General features: G+C 67.0%; 13 protein-coding genes and 1 riboswitch. Of the genes, 5 read left to right on the forward strand and 8 right to left on the reverse strand.

Going from position 1 to position 18,361, the window contains the following annotated elements:
• Positions 1–89 precede the first annotated feature (89 nt).
• Both ACSYAO_RS16330 and ACSYAO_RS16335 read right to left on the reverse strand, forming a co-directional pair.
• Positions 90–1,376: a sensor histidine kinase gene (locus ACSYAO_RS16330; RefSeq protein ID WP_149909210.1), complete on the reverse strand. Its 1,287-nt coding sequence runs from the start codon at positions 1,374–1,376 to the stop codon at positions 90–92.
• Positions 1,363–2,076 carry a response regulator transcription factor gene (locus tag ACSYAO_RS16335; protein WP_032129861.1) on the reverse strand — a complete coding sequence of 238 codons (714 nt, stop codon included), beginning with the start codon at positions 2,074–2,076 and terminating at the stop codon, positions 1,363–1,365. The genes ACSYAO_RS16330 and ACSYAO_RS16335 overlap by 14 nt, the downstream gene beginning before the upstream one ends.
• A gap of 130 nt (positions 2,077–2,206) precedes the next feature.
• On the opposite strand from ACSYAO_RS16335, the gene ACSYAO_RS16340 reads away from it, so the two are divergent.
• From ACSYAO_RS16340 to ACSYAO_RS16355, 4 genes are all read left to right on the forward strand, one after another.
• Positions 2,207–3,910, forward strand: coding sequence for an ArnT family glycosyltransferase (locus ACSYAO_RS16340; RefSeq protein WP_197655961.1), 1,704 nt, complete (start codon positions 2,207–2,209; stop codon positions 3,908–3,910).
• Positions 3,911–4,021: 111 nt separating this feature from the next.
• Complete coding sequence (locus ACSYAO_RS16345; RefSeq protein WP_149909212.1) at positions 4,022–4,789, forward strand: phosphatase PAP2 family protein; 768 nt, start codon at positions 4,022–4,024, stop codon at positions 4,787–4,789.
• On the forward strand, positions 4,786–6,435 hold the full coding sequence (locus tag ACSYAO_RS16350; protein ID WP_134950779.1) for a phosphoethanolamine transferase: 1,650 nt from the start codon (positions 4,786–4,788) through the stop codon (positions 6,433–6,435). The genes ACSYAO_RS16345 and ACSYAO_RS16350 overlap by 4 nt, the downstream gene beginning before the upstream one ends.
• Before the next feature lie 617 nt (positions 6,436–7,052).
• Entirely contained in the window at positions 7,053–9,017 is a 1,965-nt protein-coding gene (locus tag ACSYAO_RS16355) for a M2 family metallopeptidase (protein WP_149909213.1), read from the forward strand.
• Between the two features lie 462 nt (positions 9,018–9,479).
• Here ACSYAO_RS16355 and ACSYAO_RS16360 read toward each other — a convergent pair whose 3' ends face one another.
• The 3 genes from ACSYAO_RS16360 to ACSYAO_RS16370 all read right to left on the reverse strand — a co-directional run bounded on the left by ACSYAO_RS16360 (position 9,480) and on the right by ACSYAO_RS16370 (position 12,203).
• Entirely contained in the window at positions 9,480–9,872 is a 393-nt protein-coding gene (locus tag ACSYAO_RS16360) for a hypothetical protein (RefSeq protein WP_049463130.1), read from the reverse strand.
• 67 nt (positions 9,873–9,939) lie between these two features.
• Positions 9,940–10,836: a siderophore-interacting protein gene (locus ACSYAO_RS16365; RefSeq protein WP_134951369.1), complete on the reverse strand. Its 897-nt coding sequence runs from the start codon at positions 10,834–10,836 to the stop codon at positions 9,940–9,942.
• Positions 10,837–10,976: 140 nt separating this feature from the next.
• Positions 10,977–12,203, reverse strand: coding sequence for a multidrug effflux MFS transporter (locus ACSYAO_RS16370; RefSeq protein ID WP_049463132.1), 1,227 nt, complete (start codon positions 12,201–12,203; stop codon positions 10,977–10,979).
• A 299-nt stretch (positions 12,204–12,502) separates the two neighbouring features.
• Positions 12,503–12,605, forward strand: a riboswitch (glycine riboswitch).
• A 62-nt stretch (positions 12,606–12,667) separates the two neighbouring features.
• On the opposite strand from ACSYAO_RS16370, the gene gcvP reads away from it, so the two are divergent.
• On the forward strand, positions 12,668–15,535 hold the full coding sequence (gcvP, locus tag ACSYAO_RS16375) for an aminomethyl-transferring glycine dehydrogenase (protein WP_149909214.1): 2,868 nt from the start codon (positions 12,668–12,670) through the stop codon (positions 15,533–15,535).
• A gap of 92 nt (positions 15,536–15,627) precedes the next feature.
• Here gcvP and ACSYAO_RS16380 read toward each other — a convergent pair whose 3' ends face one another.
• The 3 genes from ACSYAO_RS16380 to ACSYAO_RS16390 all read right to left on the reverse strand — a co-directional run bounded on the left by ACSYAO_RS16380 (position 15,628) and on the right by ACSYAO_RS16390 (position 18,313).
• Complete coding sequence (locus ACSYAO_RS16380) at positions 15,628–16,038, reverse strand: VOC family protein (protein WP_005410627.1); 411 nt, start codon at positions 16,036–16,038, stop codon at positions 15,628–15,630.
• Positions 16,039–16,141: 103 nt separating this feature from the next.
• Positions 16,142–17,509 (reverse strand): amino acid permease, encoded by a 1,368-nt coding sequence (locus ACSYAO_RS16385; protein WP_149909215.1) that lies wholly within the window; start codon positions 17,507–17,509, stop codon positions 16,142–16,144.
• Between the two features lie 81 nt (positions 17,510–17,590).
• Positions 17,591–18,313, reverse strand: a complete 723-nt coding sequence (locus ACSYAO_RS16390) for an AraC family transcriptional regulator (RefSeq protein ID WP_032127825.1) — start codon at positions 18,311–18,313, stop codon at positions 17,591–17,593.
• Positions 18,314–18,361: the final 48 nt, after the last annotated feature.

The following is an 18,361-nucleotide window of genomic DNA, read 5'->3' on the forward strand; positions in this document are numbered from 1 at the left end:
GAACACGGACAGCCACCGCCTGGGTAGGCGTCGACCTTGGTCGACGAACGGCATGCCAACCAAGGTTGGCATTTACACGAACGGCCGGATCAGCGCGGTCGCGAGGCACTGAAATCGAGCGTGACACGCGTGCCACGCGGCTCGCAGGGCTGCAACTGCAGGGTCCATCCGAGGTGCTCGCACAGCCGCGCGATCAGATCCAGTCCGATGCCGCCGCCACGATCGGCGCGTTCGCCACGGGCCATCCGCGCATGGATCGCCGCGATCTCCTCCGGGCTCATGCCATGTCCCGGGTCCTGCAGGGTCAGCACCGCCGATGAACTCAGGCCCAATTCGATGTGGCCACGGCCACTGTTCTCGATGGCGTTGCGCAGCAGGTTGCCGATCGCTGCCTGCACCACCGCCAGCGGCGCGACGATGTCCACCGGTGCGGCCTGGATGCCGATGCTCAGGTCCTTGTCGCCCAGCAGGTGGCGATGGTCGTCGACGATCTCCGGCAGCAGCTGGTCCAGCGCGATGCGCTCGGCACGCGCCGCCAGTCGCGCCGGATCACGCGCCAGCACCAGCAGCAGTTCGATCAGCTGCTCCACGCTCTGCGCGGTGCGCAGTACCCGCTGCATCTGCTGGCGCGCGCGCTCGGGCAGGCCCGGTTGCTCCAGCGCCAGTTCGGCGGCACCGGTCATCACCGCGATCGGCGTGCGCAATTCGTGGCTGGCGGTGCTGATGAAGACCCGCTCGCGTTCGACGAACTGCTCGTTGCGGTCCAGGTAATCGTTCAGCGCATTGGCAATGGTGTGCAGCTCTGAGCTGCCGCGCGGGTCGACCTCGATGCGCTGCCCCTGCACGCCCGGCCTGAGCGCGGCGATGTGTTGTGCCAGCAGGCTCAGCGGACGCACCATCCGCTCCATGCCGAACGAAGCCATCAGCACGGTAACGAAGATCATGATCACCCCGGCCAGCATCACCCAGCGCGTGGCGAACTGTTCCAGGTCATGGAAGTCGGAGATGTCCAGTACCAGCGCGACCCGTCCCATCGACTGGGTTTCACGCACCATCACCGCCGTCTCGCGGCCCTTGACCATTACGCCGTCGTGCAGCCCTGGATGCAGGGTACGCAGGCTATCGGGAAGGTTGACCGCGTCGAAGCGGTACAGGCTCAGCGTGTCCGAATCCTGCCAGCGATAGTGCGGTTCGTGCTCGACATGCTCGACGATGCTGTCGAGCTCGGAGTTGAGCAGCGCGCGCCAGGCAGCATGCTCGGCGTGCTCGTGCACGTAGTTGCCGACGCTGAACACCGCGATCGACAGCAGCGCCAGATAGCCCAGCAACCACCACACCACGCGCCGGTACAACGGCCCCGGCTTACGCGCCCTCATCAGCATTCCTGCCGGCGTCGGCACCCTCCACTACCGCCAACCGGTAACCCACACGCGGCAGGGTGTGGATCAGCTTCTCGGCAAACGGACCGTCAACGCTGCGACGCAACTCGTAGACATGCGAACGCAGCAGGTCGCCATCCGGCGGCTCGTCGCCCCACAGGGCGAACTCCAGCTGCTGTCGCGTCACCGCACCCGGGCTGGCCCGCATCAGCACTTCCAGCAGTTTGCGGCAGGCCGGGTACAGGTGCAGCACCTGGCCCTCACGCTGGGCCTCCAGCGTCGCCAGGTCCAGCACCAGGTCGCCCACCTGCAGGCGCTTGCGCGGGTTGCGGCCCTGCGCACGCAGCAGCAGCGCTTCCAGCCGCACCTCCAGCTCGGGCAGGGCGAACGGCTTGGTCAGGTAGTCGTCGGCACCGGCGCGGAAACCGGCGATCTTGTCCGGCAGTTCATCGCGCGCGGTCAGCATGATCACCGGCACCTCCGACGCGTGTTCGGCACGCAGCCGGCGCAGCACTTCCGGTCCCTCCATGCGCGGCAGCATCCAGTCCAGGATCACCGCATCGTAGGGGTGGCTGCCGGCCAGGTGCAGGCCGGTGATGCCATCCGGGGCCACGTCCAGCACATGCCCGCGCGACTCGAAATAGTCGAACAGGTTGGCCACCAGCTGGCGGTTGTCCTCGATCACCAACAGACGCATGCACGAAACATCCACGGAAGTTCGTACCATGGTAGCGCCGCCCATGTCGGAATGCGGTCGTCCCGCCCCCTTCTGACGCTTTTCCCACCCCCGCCACCTCAGAATGGCCGTTTTGCTCCCGGAGCCTGCCGTGCCCGTAGCCCTGCCCCGCCGTTGGCGACTGCCCCTGTTGTGGCTGCTGATCATTGCTGCATTGGCAGCGGGCATCGGCCTTCGGCAGCCGCAGCCACCGGACGAGCCGCGCTTCGTGCTGGCCGCACGGACCATGGTCGAGAGCGGGCAATGGCTGCTGCCGCATCGTGGCAGCGAGCTGTATGCCGAGAAACCACCGGTGTTCATGTGGCTGCAGGCGGCCGCCTACGAGGTGGTCGGCAGCTGGCAATGGTCGTTCCTGCTGCCGTCATTGCTGGGCGCCCTGCTGAGTCTGTGGCTGGTGTCGGATCTGGCACGGCGGCTGTGGTCGCCGCGGCATTCCATCTATGCCCTCGCGGCGCTGTTCTGCACCCTGCAGTTCGGGCTGATGGCCAAGCGTGCGCAGATCGACATGGTGCTGGTGGGGATGACCACCGTCGCCCTGTGGGGCTTGATGCGGCACCTGTGCGAACGTCGCAACCTGCCCGCGTTGTGGCTGGCCGGTTTCGCCGCCGGTGTCGGCACGGTGACCAAGGGCGTGGGTTTCCTGCCGCTGCTGCTGGTGCTGCCCTGGTTCGGCTGGTGGCTGTACCAGCGCCGTCGCGGGCACCGTGTGGAGGGTCCGCACCCGGCAACGCTGCTGTGGTTGATCCCGGCGTTCCTGCTGGGCGTGGGCGTGTGGCTGGCGCCGCTGGGCTGGGCCCTGCTGCATACGCCCAGCGCCGAACTGCAGGCCTACGCGCACGAGCTGTTGTTCAAGCAGACCGGCACCCGCTACGCCAATGCCTGGCACCACCGGCAGCCGGCCTGGTACTACCTGCAGGTGATCCTGACCCTGTGGCTGCCGGGCAGCCTGCTGCTGCCGATGCTGTTCAAGCCCTGGTGGCGCCGCATCCTTCGTGGCGATCGCCGCCAGTGGCTGCTGCTGGGCTGGGCCGTACTGGTACTGGTGTTCTTCAGTGCCAGCCCGGGCAAGCGCGAGGTGTACCTGCTGCCGATGCTGCCGGCGATGGCACTGGCCGTGGCGCCGCTGCTGCCCGGCCTGCTGCGCCGCGTGTGCGTGCGCCGCTACCTGTTCGGCTACAGCGTGGTGCTGATGCTGGCCACCGGCGTACTCGGCGTGATGCTGATGACCGAGCACCCATGGGCGTTGGCGCAACTGCAACGCCGCGCCATGCCCGAGACGTTGCTGCCGGTGCTGGGCGATGGCCTGCTGACCTTCGCCATTGCCCTGGCCACGCTGATCGTGTGGCTGCGGGTACGCCGTGCCGCGACGCTGGTACTGCTGACCCACGGCATGCTGTGGATGCTCTACGGCCTGGTGCTGATGCCTGCACTGGACCCCTTCGCTTCGGCGTCGGCACTCATGCGCCGGGTGGGCGCGCGGATCGGACCCGACGCCGAACTGGCGCTGGTGGCCTGGCGCGAGCAGAACCTGTTGCAGGCCGACCGGCCGGTGCGCGAGTTCGGCTTCAAGCGGCCCTGGGCCGAGCAGTGGCACGACGCCGGCCCGTGGCTGGCCGAGGCACCGGGCAAGCGCTGGCTGCTGGTGCTGGACGATGCGATGAGCCCGTGCGTGGACCCGAGCAAGGTGATCGATATCGGTATTGCCAACAGGAATCGCTGGCAACTGCTTCCCGGTACCGCGTGGGACGCGGAATGCCACGCCGAACGGGCCGGCGCGACCGCTGAAGAAGACTGAACGCTGACACGTGCCGGGCAAGCATTAACCCGGCACGAACGAGCGTCCGACCCTTCTCCGACATCCAGGTGACGAGCATGGCCGCGGATTCCCGACCCGCCCGTTCCCAGCATGCCCGTCCGTCCCCTTGATTCGGTAGCGCCGCTTGCGACATCGCCACTGGCGTCAAAATTCGCCGTAACTCACCTCTGGCTGCCTGTCGCACTCGGTCTGCCCGTGTTTACGCTGCTGATGGGTTTCGGCGGCGACCAATGGGTGGCCGATCACCTGTTCCACCTTGAGGGTGGCCATTGGGCGCTACAGGACGCCTGGGTCACCCGCACGGTGGTGCACAAGGCCGGCAAGTGGCTGAGCACAGCTGCTGCGCTCGTGGCGATCCTGCTGTGCTTCCACCACTGGCGAAAGGGTCGCGATCGCACCCTGCGGTGGGCGCTGCTTTATGTCGTGATTGCCATGGCCTTGGGCACAGGTGTGATCTCCCTGCTGAAGTCGCTGGTGCCGATGGAATGCCCCTGGGACCTGCTGCGCTACGGTGGCCACCAGCCGTTCATCGGGCTTTTCACGGCACGCCCCGCAGGCATGGCCGCACAGGCCTGCTTCCCGGCCGGCCACGCCAGCGCGGGCTATGCATGGTTGTCCCTGTACTTTTTCGCCTTGCTGTGGCGCCCTTCATGGCGCTGGGCCGGGTTGTGGATCGGCCTTGGCACCGGCCTGGTATTCGGCGTGAGCCAGCAACTGCGGGGCGCGCATTTCCTTTCGCATGACGTTGCTACTGCGTTGATCTGCTGGCTGCTTTCGCTGGGCCTGTATCTGATCGTCAAACGCGTCCTGGCCCGCCGTCAGCTGGACCGTCCCCACCGCCAGGAGGCAAACGCATGAGTGCATCGGTCCAACGCCCCGCCCGCCTTCCCGCGTTGGCGAACCTTCGCCGCTGGCGGCCGCAGCTGTCCACCGAAGCACTGATCGCACTGACCAGCCTGTTCTTCGCAGTGGCCGGCAACGGCCTGTTCTGGCACAGCGCGATGGCCAGCCATCCGGGCAGCCTGCGCTACGCGCTGTCGCTGCTGCTGTTGCTGCTGGGTGCGCACGGCGTGCTGCTGGGTATCCTGGTCTGGCGCTGGAACGCCAAGGTGGTGATCAGCCTGTTGCTGCTGGTGACCGCATTCGCTGCGCATTACATGAGCCGTTACCACATCTACCTGGATGCGGACATGCTGCGCAACGTGCTGGCGACCGATCCCAAGGAAAGCCGTGAGCTGATGACCGTGTCGCTGCTGTGGCCGGTGTTGTTGCTGGCAGTGCTGCCGATGGCGGTGCTGTGGCGCGTGCAGCTGCGCCGCCGCAGCTGGGGCCGCAGCCTGCTGTGGCGCCTCGGCTTCCTGGTGGTGGCGGCGGTGACTGCGGTCGGCGGCGCGTTGATCTCGTTCCAGGACGTCTCGGCACTGATGCGCAACCAGCGCGAAGTGCGTTACCTCGCCACCCCGGCCAATGTGCTGCTGGGCATGCCGCGTGCACTGCGTGGCGACAACCCGGTACAGCGCGCACCGAAGTTGCCGATCGGTACCGATGCCAAGGCCACCCCGCGTGCCCCTGCCAGCAAACCGCGCCTGCTGGTGATCGTCATGGGCGAGACCGTGCGCGCGCAGAACTGGGGGCTCAACGGTGGCCGCAACACCACCCCGGAACTGGCGCAGGCCAGCGTGATCAATTTCCCGGACATGCACTCGTGCGGCACCAGCACCGAGGTTTCACTGCCGTGCCTGTTCTCGCCATGGGGCCGGCACGACTACGACGAGAAGAAGATCCGCGCGCACCAGTCGCTGCTGCACGTATTGAACCGTGCCGGTATCGCGCCGCTGTGGCGTGACAACCAGTCCGGCTGCAAGGGCGTGTGCGAAGGCCTGGACTTCCAGTCATTGTCCGATGCGACCACCCCGGGCCTGTGCGCTGACGGCCGCTGCATGGACGAAATCCTGCTGCAGGACCTGGCCACCCAGGTACGTGCAAAGCCGGGCGACCGGGTGGTGGTGCTGCATCAGCTGGGCAACCACGGCCCGGCCTACTTCGAGCGCTACCCGCCCGCGTTCCGCCGCTTCACCCCCACCTGCGATACCCGCGACATCGGCCGCTGCTCGCGCGAAGAGATCACCAACAGTTACGACAATGCCGTGCTGTACACCGATCACTTCCTGACCAAGACCATCGGTACGCTGCAGGGCATGCAGGACTACGACACGGCGATGATCTACCTGTCCGACCACGGCGAGTCGCTGGGCGAGAAGGGCCTGTTCCTGCATGGCGTGCCCTACGCCATCGCCCCGGCCGAGCAGACCCGGGTACCGATGACGATGTGGTTCTCGCAGGGCTTCGCCAGCAGCCGCGGGCTGGACCTGCAGTGCGTGCGCAAGCGTTCGGCGGCCTACACCGACCACGACAACCTGTTCCCGTCGGTACTGGGCCTGATGCAGGTAAAGACCTCGCTGTACGAGCGTGACCGCGACGTGTTCGCCAACTGCGAGGGTTGAGGGTTGTTCGGCAGGGCTTGCAGCCCTGCACCCGCGGTAGTGCCGGCCGCTGGCCGGCAGCCTCGACAGCAACAGCAACAGCAACAGCAGAAGCTGGCTATCCGTGGGTTGGCGGGGTGGGTCCGGTTGCGGGGGACGCCGTAAATACATGCCTGTAGGCTCGGTCGCGCCATCCATGGCGCTCACGCCCCCGCAACCGGACCCACCCCGCCTTCGACAGTTTTCCGCGATCTGATGGAACGGCCTTGGGGTCAGATCCGTTTTCCGGAGGAAACCGGATCTGACCCCAGATTCATTTCGATATCTGACAGATGTGTCGACCAAGGTCGACACCTACCCACAGCACACGGAATCTGTCGGAGGTGGGGCGGTGTCGGAGTGCGGGGTGTCAGCCGCATGGATGCGGCTGCCAAGCCTACAGGGACGTACTTGCGGCGTCCCCGCACTCCGACACCGCCCCGCCAAACCACGGAATACCCGCTTCTGACGTTGACGTTGCTTGAAGGCTTCGGCAGGTGAAGGGCGCAGCCCTGCCGAACCCAACCGACTTCCGCCACTTGCGGTGGCGGCGACGGCCCACTAGCCTTCGGCCGTCGTTCACCACCCAAGGACCGCCCGTGAAACACCGTCATCTCCTGCTGGCCTCGGCAATCGCCGTCGCCACGCTGGCCCTGGCCGCCTGCAAGAAGGAAGCTGCGCCAGGCACCGATACCGCCAGCAGCAGCGCCCCGGCCGGCGAAACCGCCGACCAGTTCGTGGCCCGCATCAATGCCGAATTCAAGGCCGCCTACCCGGAGATGACCTCGGCGCAGTGGCTGTCCTCCACCTACATCAACAGTGATTCGGAACGTATCGCGGCCAAGGCCAACGAGCGCTCGCTGACCCAGCTCAACAGCTGGATCGAACAGGCCGCCAAGTTCGATGGCAAGCCGATGAGCGAGGACAGCAAGCGCGCGATCCACCTGCTGAAGCTGATGTCCTCGATGCCGGCACCGCGTGACCCGGCCAAGCTGGCCGAGCTGACCCAGATCGCCACCCGCATGGAAGGCAGTTACGGCGCCGGCAAGTACTGCACCGATGCCAACGATCCCAACTCCTGCCGCCAGCTGGGCGAGCTGGAGCAGGTGCTGGCACGCAGCCGCGACTACGACAAGCAGCTCGACGCCTGGCAGGGCTGGCACAGCACCACCAAGAGCATGCGCGGCGACTACCAGAAATTTGTCGGTCTGGTGAACGAAGGTGCCAAGGGCATGGGCTTCACCGATGCCGGCCAGATGTGGCGCAGCGGCTACGACATGCCGCCGGAGCAGATCGGCCCGGAAACCGATCGCCTGTGGGAACAGGTCAAGCCGATGTACGAGCAGCTGCACTGCTACGCACGCGGCAAGCTGGACAAGACCTACGGCAAGGACAAGGCGGAAGTGGGCAATGGCCTGATCGCCGCACACCTGCTGGGCAACATGTGGCAGCAGGACTGGTCGAATCTGTGGGACCAGCTGGAGCCGTATCCGGGTGCCGGCAGCCTGGACATCACTGCAGCGCTTGAAAAGCAGTACCAGACCAACCTGAGCGCGGCGCTGGCCAAGGCCGGCAAGGATGCCAACGTAGCGGCGCAGTATAAGGTACAGCGCGAGGCCGAACTGCGTACCGCCAAGCAGATGACCGAGCGCGCCCAGGACTTCTACGTGTCGCTGGGCATGCCGTCGCTGCCGCAGTCGTATTGGGAAAAGACCCAGTTCATCAAGCCCGATGACCGCGACGTGGTCTGCCACGCCAGTGCCTGGGACATGAACATGGAAGGCGATGTGCGCACCAAGATGTGCATCAAGCCGAACGAAGAAAACTTCACCACCATCTACCACGAGCTGGGCCACATCTATTACGACCTGGCCTACAACCCGCTGCCGCCGCTGTTCCAGGGCGGTGCCAACGATGGCTTCCATGAAGCGATCGGCGACACCATCGTGCTGGCGATGACGCCCAAGTACCTCAGCTCGATCGGCCTGGTTGATGCGCCGACCGAAAGCCGCGAAGCGGTCATCAACAACCAGATGCGCATGGCGCTGTCGGGCGTGTCGTTCCTGCCGTTCGGGCTGATGATCGACCGCTGGCGCTGGGGCGTGTTCGATGGATCGATCACCGCCGACAACTACAACAAGGCGTGGTGGGACCTGAAGGCCAAGTACCAGGGCGTGGCTCCGGCCAGCACCCGTGGCGAGGAGTTCTTCGATCCGGGCGCGAAGTACCACGTGCCGGGCAACACCCCGTACACCCGCTACTTCCTGGCGCGCATCCTGCAGTTCCAGTTCTACAAGGGCCTGTGCGACGCGTCCGGCTACAAGGGCCCGCTGCATGAGTGCACCTTCTACGGCAACAAGGAAGCCGGCCAGAAGTACTGGGCGATGCTGAGCAAGGGTGCCAGCCAGCCGTGGCAGGCCACGCTGAAGGAGCTGACCGGCACCGACAAGCTCGATGCCGGCCCGATGATCGAGTACTTCACCCCGGTCAACGAGTGGCTGAAGCAGCAGAACGAAGGCCAGATGTGCGGCTGGCAGGCCAACGCGGCCCCGGCGGCGAAATGAAAAAAGGGGCGGATCCGAAAGGATCCGCCCCTTTCCGGTAATGCCGGCCGCTGGCCGGCAACTACGCGATGAAGACCCAACGGGCAGCCGGCCAGCGGCCGGCTCTACCGAAACAGCAGTCAAAGGCCAGATGTGCGGCTGGCAGGCCAACGCGGCCCCGGCGGCAAAATGAAGAAAGGGGCGGGTCCGCGAGGATCCGTCCCTTTCCGGTAGTGCCGGCTGCCGGCCGGCAACTACGCGATGAAGACCCAACGGGCAGCCGGCCGGCGGCCGGCTCTACCGAAACAGCAGTCAAAGGCCAGATGTGCGGCTGGCAGGCCAACGCGGCCCCGGCGGCGAAATGAAAAAGGGGCGGATCCGAAAGGATCCGCCCCTTTCCGGTAGTGCCGGCCGCTGGCCGGCAACTGCACGGTGGAAATCCGTCTGGCAGCCGGCCAGCGGCCGGCTCTACCGCAACAGCGGTCAGCTGTTCTTCTTCGCGGCCATCGCTGCGGCCAGCTCGGCCTTGAATTCCTCGAAGGTCTGGCCCTTGTCCCTGGCTTCGGCCTGTGCGGCATCGCGCAGCGCATCGGAGTACATCAGGCGCACCGGCGTGCCGTTGCGCTCGTGCAGTTCACCGGCCTGCATGATCAGCGCCAGCACCTGCGCAGCGCTCTCGCTGTGGCCCGCGATGCGGCCGTCCATGCCCAGCACCCATTCGCCGTCGCGGCGCACGACACCGGCCAGCAGGGTGCGCTGTGCATCGCGCAGTTCCGCATGCGGCTCCACCGGCGAGGCCTGCGCGGCGGCCTTGTTGGCGGCCTGCTTTTCCTGGCGACGGCGCTGGTCGCGGCGGGTCTTGGAGCTGGTGGACATGGTGCGGTACCGCTGCGAAGGGGGCGCAAGGATAGCGCACCCCGCCCGCAGCACCGCTTCACACCCCTCAGTCCAGCACTTTGCCGTGCCGCCAGTAGCCCATGAAGGTGATCGCGCGGCGGTCCAGCCCGCAGTCGCGCACCAGATGGCGACGGATCGCCATCACGGCCCCCGCCTCGCCCGCCACCCAGGCATACAGCGGCCCGGCCACACCGGTTTCGGCCTGCTCCCAGAGGATCTGCGTATCGACGTCGATCTCCTCCAGCGCATCGCCGGCGGTCACGCCCGAGGTCGCTGCCAACCGCGCCTGGACCGCCTGCAGCAACCGCTGTCCGTAGGCGGCCTGCCCGCGCGGCAGCCAGACCAGCTCGGCGCTGGAGGGCGCCTTCAGGTGCACCGCATCACCGGCCTGCGCCACCTCCAGCAGCGCCAGCGTGCGCGGTGGGTCGACCATGGCCGCCAGCTCCTCGAGGATGCCGGCCACCGCAGGCAACGCGGTTTCATCGGCCACCAGCAGCACCTGGCCGACACCGGCCGGTGGCTTCCACTCCCAGCCCTCGCTGCTCCCGGCACAGTCGGCGTCCGGGGCCAGCAGCACCACGCGGTCGCCTGGGCGGGCGTGCATGGCCCAGCGCGAGGCGGGGCCGGTTTCGCCATGGATGACGAAATCGACGTCGACCTCGCCCTGCTCGGCGCGCAACTGGCGGATGGTGTAGGTACGCATCGGCGGGCGCTTGTCATCCGGCAGGGCCCGGTAGCGTGGGTACCAGTCTTCACCGCTGGGGACCTGCGGCACCTCCTGGCCGGGCAAGGGGAAGAACACCTTGATGCGCTGGTCAGGGCCTTCGGTCTTCATCCGCGCCACGTCGGCACCGGTGAACACCATGCGGTCCAGGGAAGGGGAAAGAACGCGGCGCTCCTTCAGCGCCACCTCGAACAGGCGGTAGGTCTGCTGCGCAGCCATGGGGAACCTCATGCAACGACATCGGATTGGCTGGCTGTCGTGCATCCACGCACCGGCTGGCTGGAGTGCCCAGCCTAGTCCGGTCGTTCCTCTTCGCAAGCGTTGCGGGCAAAGCGGCCGGCCCTACCCCTGCGCGCTGCTCAATGGCCCGTGCAGGCCGCCTGTGCCGCGCGTTCACGCTGGTGTTCCCAGTACCAGAACACGAAGCCGGCGGCGAAGAACGCGGCCTGCCCCAGCGCCAGGTACAGCGGGCTGGCGCTGAGCAGCGGCGACACCACGCCGGCCACCACCGTGCTGATCATCAGCTGCACGAAGGCCTGCAGAGACGAAGCCAGGCCGCGCTGGTGCGGGTACATGTCCAGCACCGCCAGCGCCAGGATCGGGAAGATCAATGCCATGCCCATGCCGCCCAGGAAGATCGGCAGCACCGCCCACGGCAGCACGAACTGCGGCGACAACGCCACGTAGCCGACATTCAGCAGTACCGACAGCGCACACAGGCCGAAACCAATGGACACCTGGCGGGTGGGCGTGGTGTGCCCGGCCATGCGCCCGGACAGGAACGAGCCGGTGGTCATGCCGCCGATGGTGGGGATGAACAGCCAGGCAAAACCACCCTCGCCCAGATGCAGGTGCTGCATCACGAACACCGGCGCCGAGGAGATGTACAGGAAAATGCCGCCGAAACCGATGCTGCCGGCCAGCGCCAGGCGCAGGAACCGCGGGTTGAAACCAATGCGCACGTAATCACGCAGCAGCACGCGCGGCGACAATGGCACCCGTGCCTCCACCGGATGGGTTTCCGGCAGGTAGCGTGCAGTGGCCGCCAGCAGGAGCAGCGCAAACACCACCAGGAACCAGAAAATCAGTGGCCAGCCGGCGCCACTGAGCAGGATCCAGCCGCCAATGATCGGTGCGATGGCCGGAGCGATGCCGAACAGCATCGATACCTGGCTCATCAGGCGCTGCGCGTCGTGGCCGTGGTACAGGTCGCGGATCACCGCGCGGCCGACGATCATGCCGACGCCTGCTGACAGGCCCTGCAGCGCACGGAACGCCAGCAGCGTGGTCAGGTCGGTGGACAGCGCGCAGCCGACCGAAGCGCCGACGAACACCACCAGGCCACCGAGGATCACCCGCTTGCGGCCCCAGGCATCGGACAGCGGGCCGTGCGCCAGGCTCATCAGGCCGTAGAACAGCAGGTACACGCTGATGGTCTGCTGCACCGCCACTTCGTCCACCGCCAGGCGCTGGGCCAGCTGCGGGAACGCGGGGAAGATGGTGTCGATTGAAAACGGACCGAACATGGCCAGGCCGGCGAGCAGCAGGGCCATGCGGCGGGTGGAGGGAGCAACAGCGGCGGTCATGGGGAAGGCGTCCGGCAGGGCCATGCGCGGCACGCACGGCGGGCGCCGGTCCCCTTCTGCAGGGACGGCGCCAGATGAATTCGGGTATCCACCCATCATAGGTGGGGATTGCGCCCGATGCCATGCAGCGGTGCACAAATCGCACGGCCGGGCCATCGGCCATTCAGGCGCGGCGGCCATGCCTGGAGGCGGCCGGCGGGCCCGCAACGGGCTATAATCAGCGGGCAACACGGTGGGAGAAGCGGAACACCGCTGCCGAAGGCGCAACGCCCGTAATCGCTCAGGCCCGATACCACCTGTAACACAACTCTGGAGAGACCGGTTCGATCCGGCGCCGAAGGGGCACGAAGCTGCGGTCCGCCGCGCTTTTAAACTCTCAGGCAAAAGGACAGAGGGGCGCCCCGCAGACCGCCGACCGGCGGCTTGTGCCCGTGCGTGTGCCCTTTCCTGACGGATCCTTCGCCATGTCCCAGAACACCCCTTCCCTGCGTGAGCTCGAGCACCACAACGCGTTCGTCGAGCGCCACATCGGCCCCAACGACGCCGAGATCGCGCAGATGCTCGACGTCGTCGGCCACGCGTCGCTGGATGCGATGACCGACGCCATCGTGCCGGCCAAGATCAAGTCGCCGGCACCGCTGGCACTGCCGGAGTCGATGACCGAAGTGCAGGCACTGGCGAAGATCCGTGCGATCGCCGACAAGAACACCGTGCTGCGCAGCTTCATCGGCCAGGGTTACTACGGTACCCACACGCCGAACGTGATCCTGCGCAACATCCTGGAAAACCCGGCGTGGTACACCGCCTACACCCCGTACCAGGCGGAAATCTCGCAGGGCCGCATGGAAGCGCTGATCAACTTCCAGACCCTGTGCGCCGACCTCACCGGCATGGAAATCGCCAACGCCTCGCTGCTGGACGAAGCCACAGCCGCCGCCGAAGCGATGACCCTGGCCAAGCGTTCGGCCAAGTCGAAGTCGGACACCTTCTTCGTGCACGACGCCGTGCACCCGCAGACCCTCGAACTGCTGCGCACCCGCGCCGAGCCCATGGGCATCGTGCTGCGCGTGGGCACTCCGGCCGAAGCGCTGGAAGCGGAAGCCTTCGGCCTGCTGCTGCAGTATCCGGATACCTTCGGCCAGGTCGGCGACTACAAGGCACTGGTCGATGCCGTGCACGCGCGCGGCGGCCTGGTGGCCGTGGCCACCGACCTGCTGGCCCTGACCCTGCTGGCCGCTCCGGGCGAATGGGGCGCGGACATCGTGGTCGGCAACAGCCAGCGTTTCGGCGTGCCGTTCGGCTTCGGTGGCCCGCACGCCGCCTTCATGGCCTGCCGTGACGCCTACAAGCGCTCGATGCCGGGCCGCCTGATCGGCGTCTCGATCGACGCGCAGGGCAACCCGGCCTACCGCCTGACCCTGCAGACCCGCGAGCAGCACATCCGCCGCGAGAAGGCCACCTCCAACATCTGCACCGCACAGGTGCTGCTGGCGGTGATGGCCTCGATGTACGCCGTTTACCACGGCCCGGACGGCCTGACCCGCATCGCCCGCCGCACCCATCGCCTGGCCTCGATCCTGGCCGCCGCGCTGCGCAACGCCGGCGTGCAGGTCGGTGGTGACTTCTTCGACACCCTGCATGTCACCGGCGTGCATGCCGATGAGATCCACGCCAAGGCACGCGCCGCCGGTTACAACCTGCGCGCGATCGACAGCGACTCGGTCGGCATCAGCCTGGACGAGACCGCTACCCGCGCCGACGTGGTCGCGCTGGCCGCCGTGTTCGGTGCGCAGGCCGACGTCGATGCGCTGGATGCCAGCACCGCCGATGCGCTGCCGGCCGGCCTGCTGCGCCAGTCCGCGTTCCTGACCCACCCGGTGTTCAACACCCACCATAGCGAGCACGAGCTGCTGCGCTACCTGCGTTCGCTGGCCGACAAGGACCTGGCAATGGACCGCACGATGATCCCGCTGGGCTCGTGCACCATGAAGCTCAACGCCACCGCCGAGATGATCCCGGTGACCTGGCCGGAGTTCTCGCAGATCCACCCGCTGGTGCCGGCCGACCAGGCGCTGGGCTACAAGGAACTGATCGACACGCTGGAAGCGATGCTGGTGGAATGCACCGGCTACGACGCGGTCAGCCTGCAGCCGAACTCCGGCGCGCAGGGCGAGTACGCCGGCCTGCTGGCGATCCGCGCCTACCACCGCTCGCGCGGTGAGGAACATCGCGATATCTGCCTGATTCCGGACTCGGCGCACGGCACCAACCCGGCCTCGGCACAGATGTGCGGCATGAAGGTGGTGGTGACCAAGACCGATGCCAACGGCAACGTCGACGTCGAGGACATCCGCCTCAACGCCGAGAAGTACAGCGACCGCCTGGCCGCGATCATGATGACCTACCCGTCCACGCACGGCGTGTTCGAGGAAGAGGTGGTGGAGATCTGCGAGATCATCCACAAGCACGGCGGCCAGGTGTACACCGACGGTGCCAACATGAACGCCCTGGTCGGCGTGGCCAAGCCGGGCAAGTGGGGTTCGGATGTTTCGCACCTGAACCTGCACAAGACCTTCTGCATCCCGCACGGTGGTGGCGGCCCGGGCGTCGGCCCGTGCGCGGTCAAGGAGCACCTGGCCCCGTTCCTGCCGGGCAAGCTGGGTGACAACGGCCCGGTCGGCATGGTCAGCGCTGCCAGCTTCGGCAGCGCCTCGATTCTGCCGATCAGCTGGATGTACATCGCGATGATGGGCCGCGACGGCCTGCGCAAGGCCACCCAGGTCGCGCAGCTCAACGCCAACTACATCGCCAAGCGCCTGGCCCCGCACTTCAAGACCCTCTACACCGGCCGCAACGGCCTGGTGGCACACGAGTGCATCCTGGACGTGCGCCCGCTGGAGAAGACCAGCGGCATCGGCGCCGAGGACGTGGCCAAGCGCCTGATCGACTTCGGCTTCCACGCCCCGACCCTGAGCTTCCCGGTGGCCGGCACGCTGATGGTCGAGCCGACCGAGAGCGAGTCGCTGCACGAGCTGGATCGCTTCATCGACGCGATGATCCAGATCCGCGAGGAGATCACCGCGATCGAAGACGGCCGCCTGGACCGCGAGGACAACCCGCTGAAGAACGCGCCGCACACCGCCACCGCGGTGACCGCGAGCGAGTGGACCCACGCCTACCCGCGCGAACTGGCCGCCTTCCCGCTGGCCAGCCTGAAGCAGAGCAAGTACTGGCCGCCGGTGGCCCGTGTCGACAATGTGTACGGCGACAAGAACGTGATGTGCGCCTGCATCCCGGTCGATGCCTACAAGGATGATGAAGTCGAGGCTTGATTCCTCGCTGCATCGGTAAACAGAACGGCCCGCGCAAGCGGGCCGTTTTCATAAGCGCGTGTGGACCAAGGTCCACACCCACAAACATCCGATCACGGATCCGGCATCTGCCCCAGGCTCAACTGCCACGAGACACCGAAGCGGTCCTGCACCCAGCCGTAGCGGTTGCTGAAATCGTAGTCACCCACCGGCATCAACCAATGGCCGCCCTCACCCAGCACGCGTGCGGCACGCTCGAACTGCTCGGCGCCGGAGCACTCCACGAACAGCGAGATCGACGGTGAGAAGGTGAAATCGTGCACGTCCAGGCTGTCGAAGCACAGGTAGTGGGTTCCACCGAGCAGGAAGATGGCCTGGCGGACCTGCCCGGGCACGCCGGCACCGGCGCCGTCCGGATGGCGCTGCATTGCCAGCAGGCGGAAATCGGCGAAGGCCTCGGCATACAGAGCCAGGGCCGCTTCGGCCTGGCCGGTGAACATCAGGAAGGGGCGGCTGCGCAGCATGCGGTACTCCTGGTCGACGGGCCGCGGACGGCCCACACGATCAGGATGGCACGGCAGATGTACAGCCCCCGTGGTAGTGCCGGCCGCTGGCCGGCAGCTTCAGTCACGCCTCGCGCATGCGCCGGGCGATGGCGCTGCTGGCGGCGATCGTGGCAGTCAGTGCCACCATCGACAGGAACTGCAGGCGGGTGTGCGACTCGCTCAGCAGCAGGCCGAAGATCAGTGCCAGGATCGCCAGCGCACAGACGGTCAGCCACGGGAATCCGGCCATGCGGAACGGCAGGCGGGTGCCGAGGCGGTCGGCCCGGCGGCGCAGCACCAGCTGCGACACCAGCGACAGCGTCCACACCAGCAGGCAGGTGGAACCGACGATGTTCAGCAGCACCGGCAGTACCCGGTCCGGGAACAGCAGTTCCATCACCGTGGCGGCAAAGCCGAACAGCACGCTGGCCAGCACGGCGATCACCGGTACCTGGCGCGGGTCGGTCCAGCCCAACACGGCCGGGGCTTCGCGGCGCTGCGCCAGCGAGTACATCATGCGCGAGGCGCCATAGAGGTTGGCATTGAGTGCCGACAGCAGTGCGATCACGGCGATCAGGGTGATGGCCGTACCCGCGCCCGGGATGCGGGCGATATCCAGCACCGCAGCGAACGGCGACTTCAGCGCCTCGCTGGTCCACGGCACCACGGCGATGATCACGCTCAGCGAGCCGATGTAGAACACCAGGATGCGCCAGGCCACGGTGCGGATGGCACGGGCAATGCTGCGCTCGGGATCTTCGGTTTCGGCCGCAGCGACGGCTACGATCTCGGTCCCGCCAAAGGCAAAAACGACAACCAGCAGTGCCGCGCCAATACCGGCCAGCCCCTTCGGCGCGAAGCCGCCATGCTCGGTGAAGTTGCTCAGGCCCGGCGAGGTCACCTGCGGCAGCCAGCCCATCTGCAGCGCCACGCCGATGGCGATGAAGGCCAGGATCGCCACCACCTTGAGGATGGCGAACCAGAATTCGAACTCGCCGAAGTTCTTCACTCCCAGCAGGTTGATCGCGGTGAAGAACAGCATGAAGGCCAGCGCCGCCATTGGTACCGGTATCGCCGGCCAGACCGTGGCAAGAAGCCCGGCCGCGCCTACCGCCTCGGCGGCGATCACGATCACCAGCTGCACCCACCACAGCCAGCCCACGGTGGCGCCGGCGGTGGCTCCCATGGCATCAGCGGCATAGACCGAGAACGCGCCACTGGTCGGCTTGGCCGCCGCCATCTCGCCCAGTGCGTTCATCACGATGATCACCAGCGCACCAGCGACCAGATACGACACCAGGACCGCCGGACCGGCCGCCTGCACACCCACGCCCGAGCCGAGGAAGAGGCCGGCGCCGATGGCGCTGCCTAGGCCCATCATGATCAGCTGGCGGGGCTTGAGCGAGTGCCCGAGGCGGGACGGCGAAGCGGTCGGAATCGAGTTGGGCATCGGCAGGGCTGGCGGCGGCTACAGGGGCGACACCTTACCCTGTCCCGTGCCCACGGGGATAGGCACAGCGCAGCAGGCGGCTCAGGCCAGCGCCGGCTCGCCGACGTTGCCACCAATACGGGCCCGGTAGGCGCGCGGCGAGAAACCGGTTTCAGCCTTGAACTTGCGGGTAAAGGCGCTCTGGTCGCTGAAACCGCAGGCCTGGCCGATGCAGGCGATGCTGTCGTCACCGTGCAGCAGGTGCATGGCCATCTGGATCCGCAGTCGGGTCAGCACCTGCTGCGGGGTCATCTGGAACACCTTGCGGAAGCTGCGCTCCAGCTTCGACAGCGAGAAGCCGGTGATGTCCAGCAGGGTCTGCATGCGCACGTTCTCGGCGTAGTGCGCATTGAGGTGGGCCAGGGCCAGCCGCAGCTGCTCGTATTGGGTGCCCAGGCTGTCCTTCTGGCCGAGGTCGCGGGATATGCCGATCAGGCCCTCGATGGCCCCATCGACCACCAGCGGGCGCTTGCAGGTCAGGCACCAGCCCGGTTCGCGGTTGGCGAACAGGTGCAGCTCCATCAGGTTCTCGATCACCTCACCGGACAGCACGCGGGCGTCCTGGTCGACGTAGTCCGCGCTGAGGCCGGTCGGGTAGATTTCAGCCGCGGTACGCCCGATCACGTCCTTGCGCGCGCGCAGGCCCAGCCGCCGCAGCATGGTCTGGTTGACGTGGGTGTAACGCCCCTGAAGGTCCTTGATGAAGAACAGCACATCCGGGATGGCGTCGAACAGGGCTTCGATGTCGGCGGGCTCGACTCGCATGGGGCAAGCATACCCGAGCCTGCTTTTGCCTGTACGTTCACCTTTGCC

The sequence above is a fragment of the Stenotrophomonas sp. STK16_22 genome (assembly GCF_051984505.1).
GTDB classification, from domain to species: Bacteria; Pseudomonadota; Gammaproteobacteria; order Xanthomonadales; family Xanthomonadaceae; genus Stenotrophomonas; species Stenotrophomonas maltophilia_A.

Bases quoted from the DNA above. Each gene is read 5' to 3' on its own strand.
- ACSYAO_RS16345 (WP_149909212.1), top strand. From the start codon at position 4,022: ATGCCCGTCCGTCCCCTTGATTCGGTAGCGCCGCTTGCGACATCGCCA.
- ACSYAO_RS16360 (WP_049463130.1), bottom strand. From the start codon at position 9,872: ATGTCCACCAGCTCCAAGACCCGCCGCGACCAGCGCCGTCGCCAGGAA.
- ACSYAO_RS16370 (WP_049463132.1), bottom strand. From the start codon at position 12,203: ATGACCGCCGCTGTTGCTCCCTCCACCCGCCGCATGGCCCTGCTGCTC.
- ACSYAO_RS16380 (WP_005410627.1), bottom strand. From the start codon at position 16,038: ATGCTGCGCAGCCGCCCCTTCCTGATGTTCACCGGCCAGGCCGAAGCG.
- ACSYAO_RS16335 (WP_032129861.1), bottom strand. From the start codon at position 2,076: ATGCGTCTGTTGGTGATCGAGGACAACCGCCAGCTGGTGGCCAACCTG.
- ACSYAO_RS16350 (WP_134950779.1), top strand. From the start codon at position 4,786: ATGAGTGCATCGGTCCAACGCCCCGCCCGCCTTCCCGCGTTGGCGAAC.
- ACSYAO_RS16390 (WP_032127825.1), bottom strand. From the start codon at position 18,313: ATGCGAGTCGAGCCCGCCGACATCGAAGCCCTGTTCGACGCCATCCCG.
- ACSYAO_RS16330 (WP_149909210.1), bottom strand. From the start codon at position 1,376: ATGAGGGCGCGTAAGCCGGGGCCGTTGTACCGGCGCGTGGTGTGGTGG.
- ACSYAO_RS16365 (WP_134951369.1), bottom strand. From the start codon at position 10,836: ATGGCTGCGCAGCAGACCTACCGCCTGTTCGAGGTGGCGCTGAAGGAG.
- ACSYAO_RS16385 (WP_149909215.1), bottom strand. From the start codon at position 17,509: ATGCCCAACTCGATTCCGACCGCTTCGCCGTCCCGCCTCGGGCACTCG.
- gcvP (WP_149909214.1), top strand. From the start codon at position 12,668: ATGTCCCAGAACACCCCTTCCCTGCGTGAGCTCGAGCACCACAACGCG.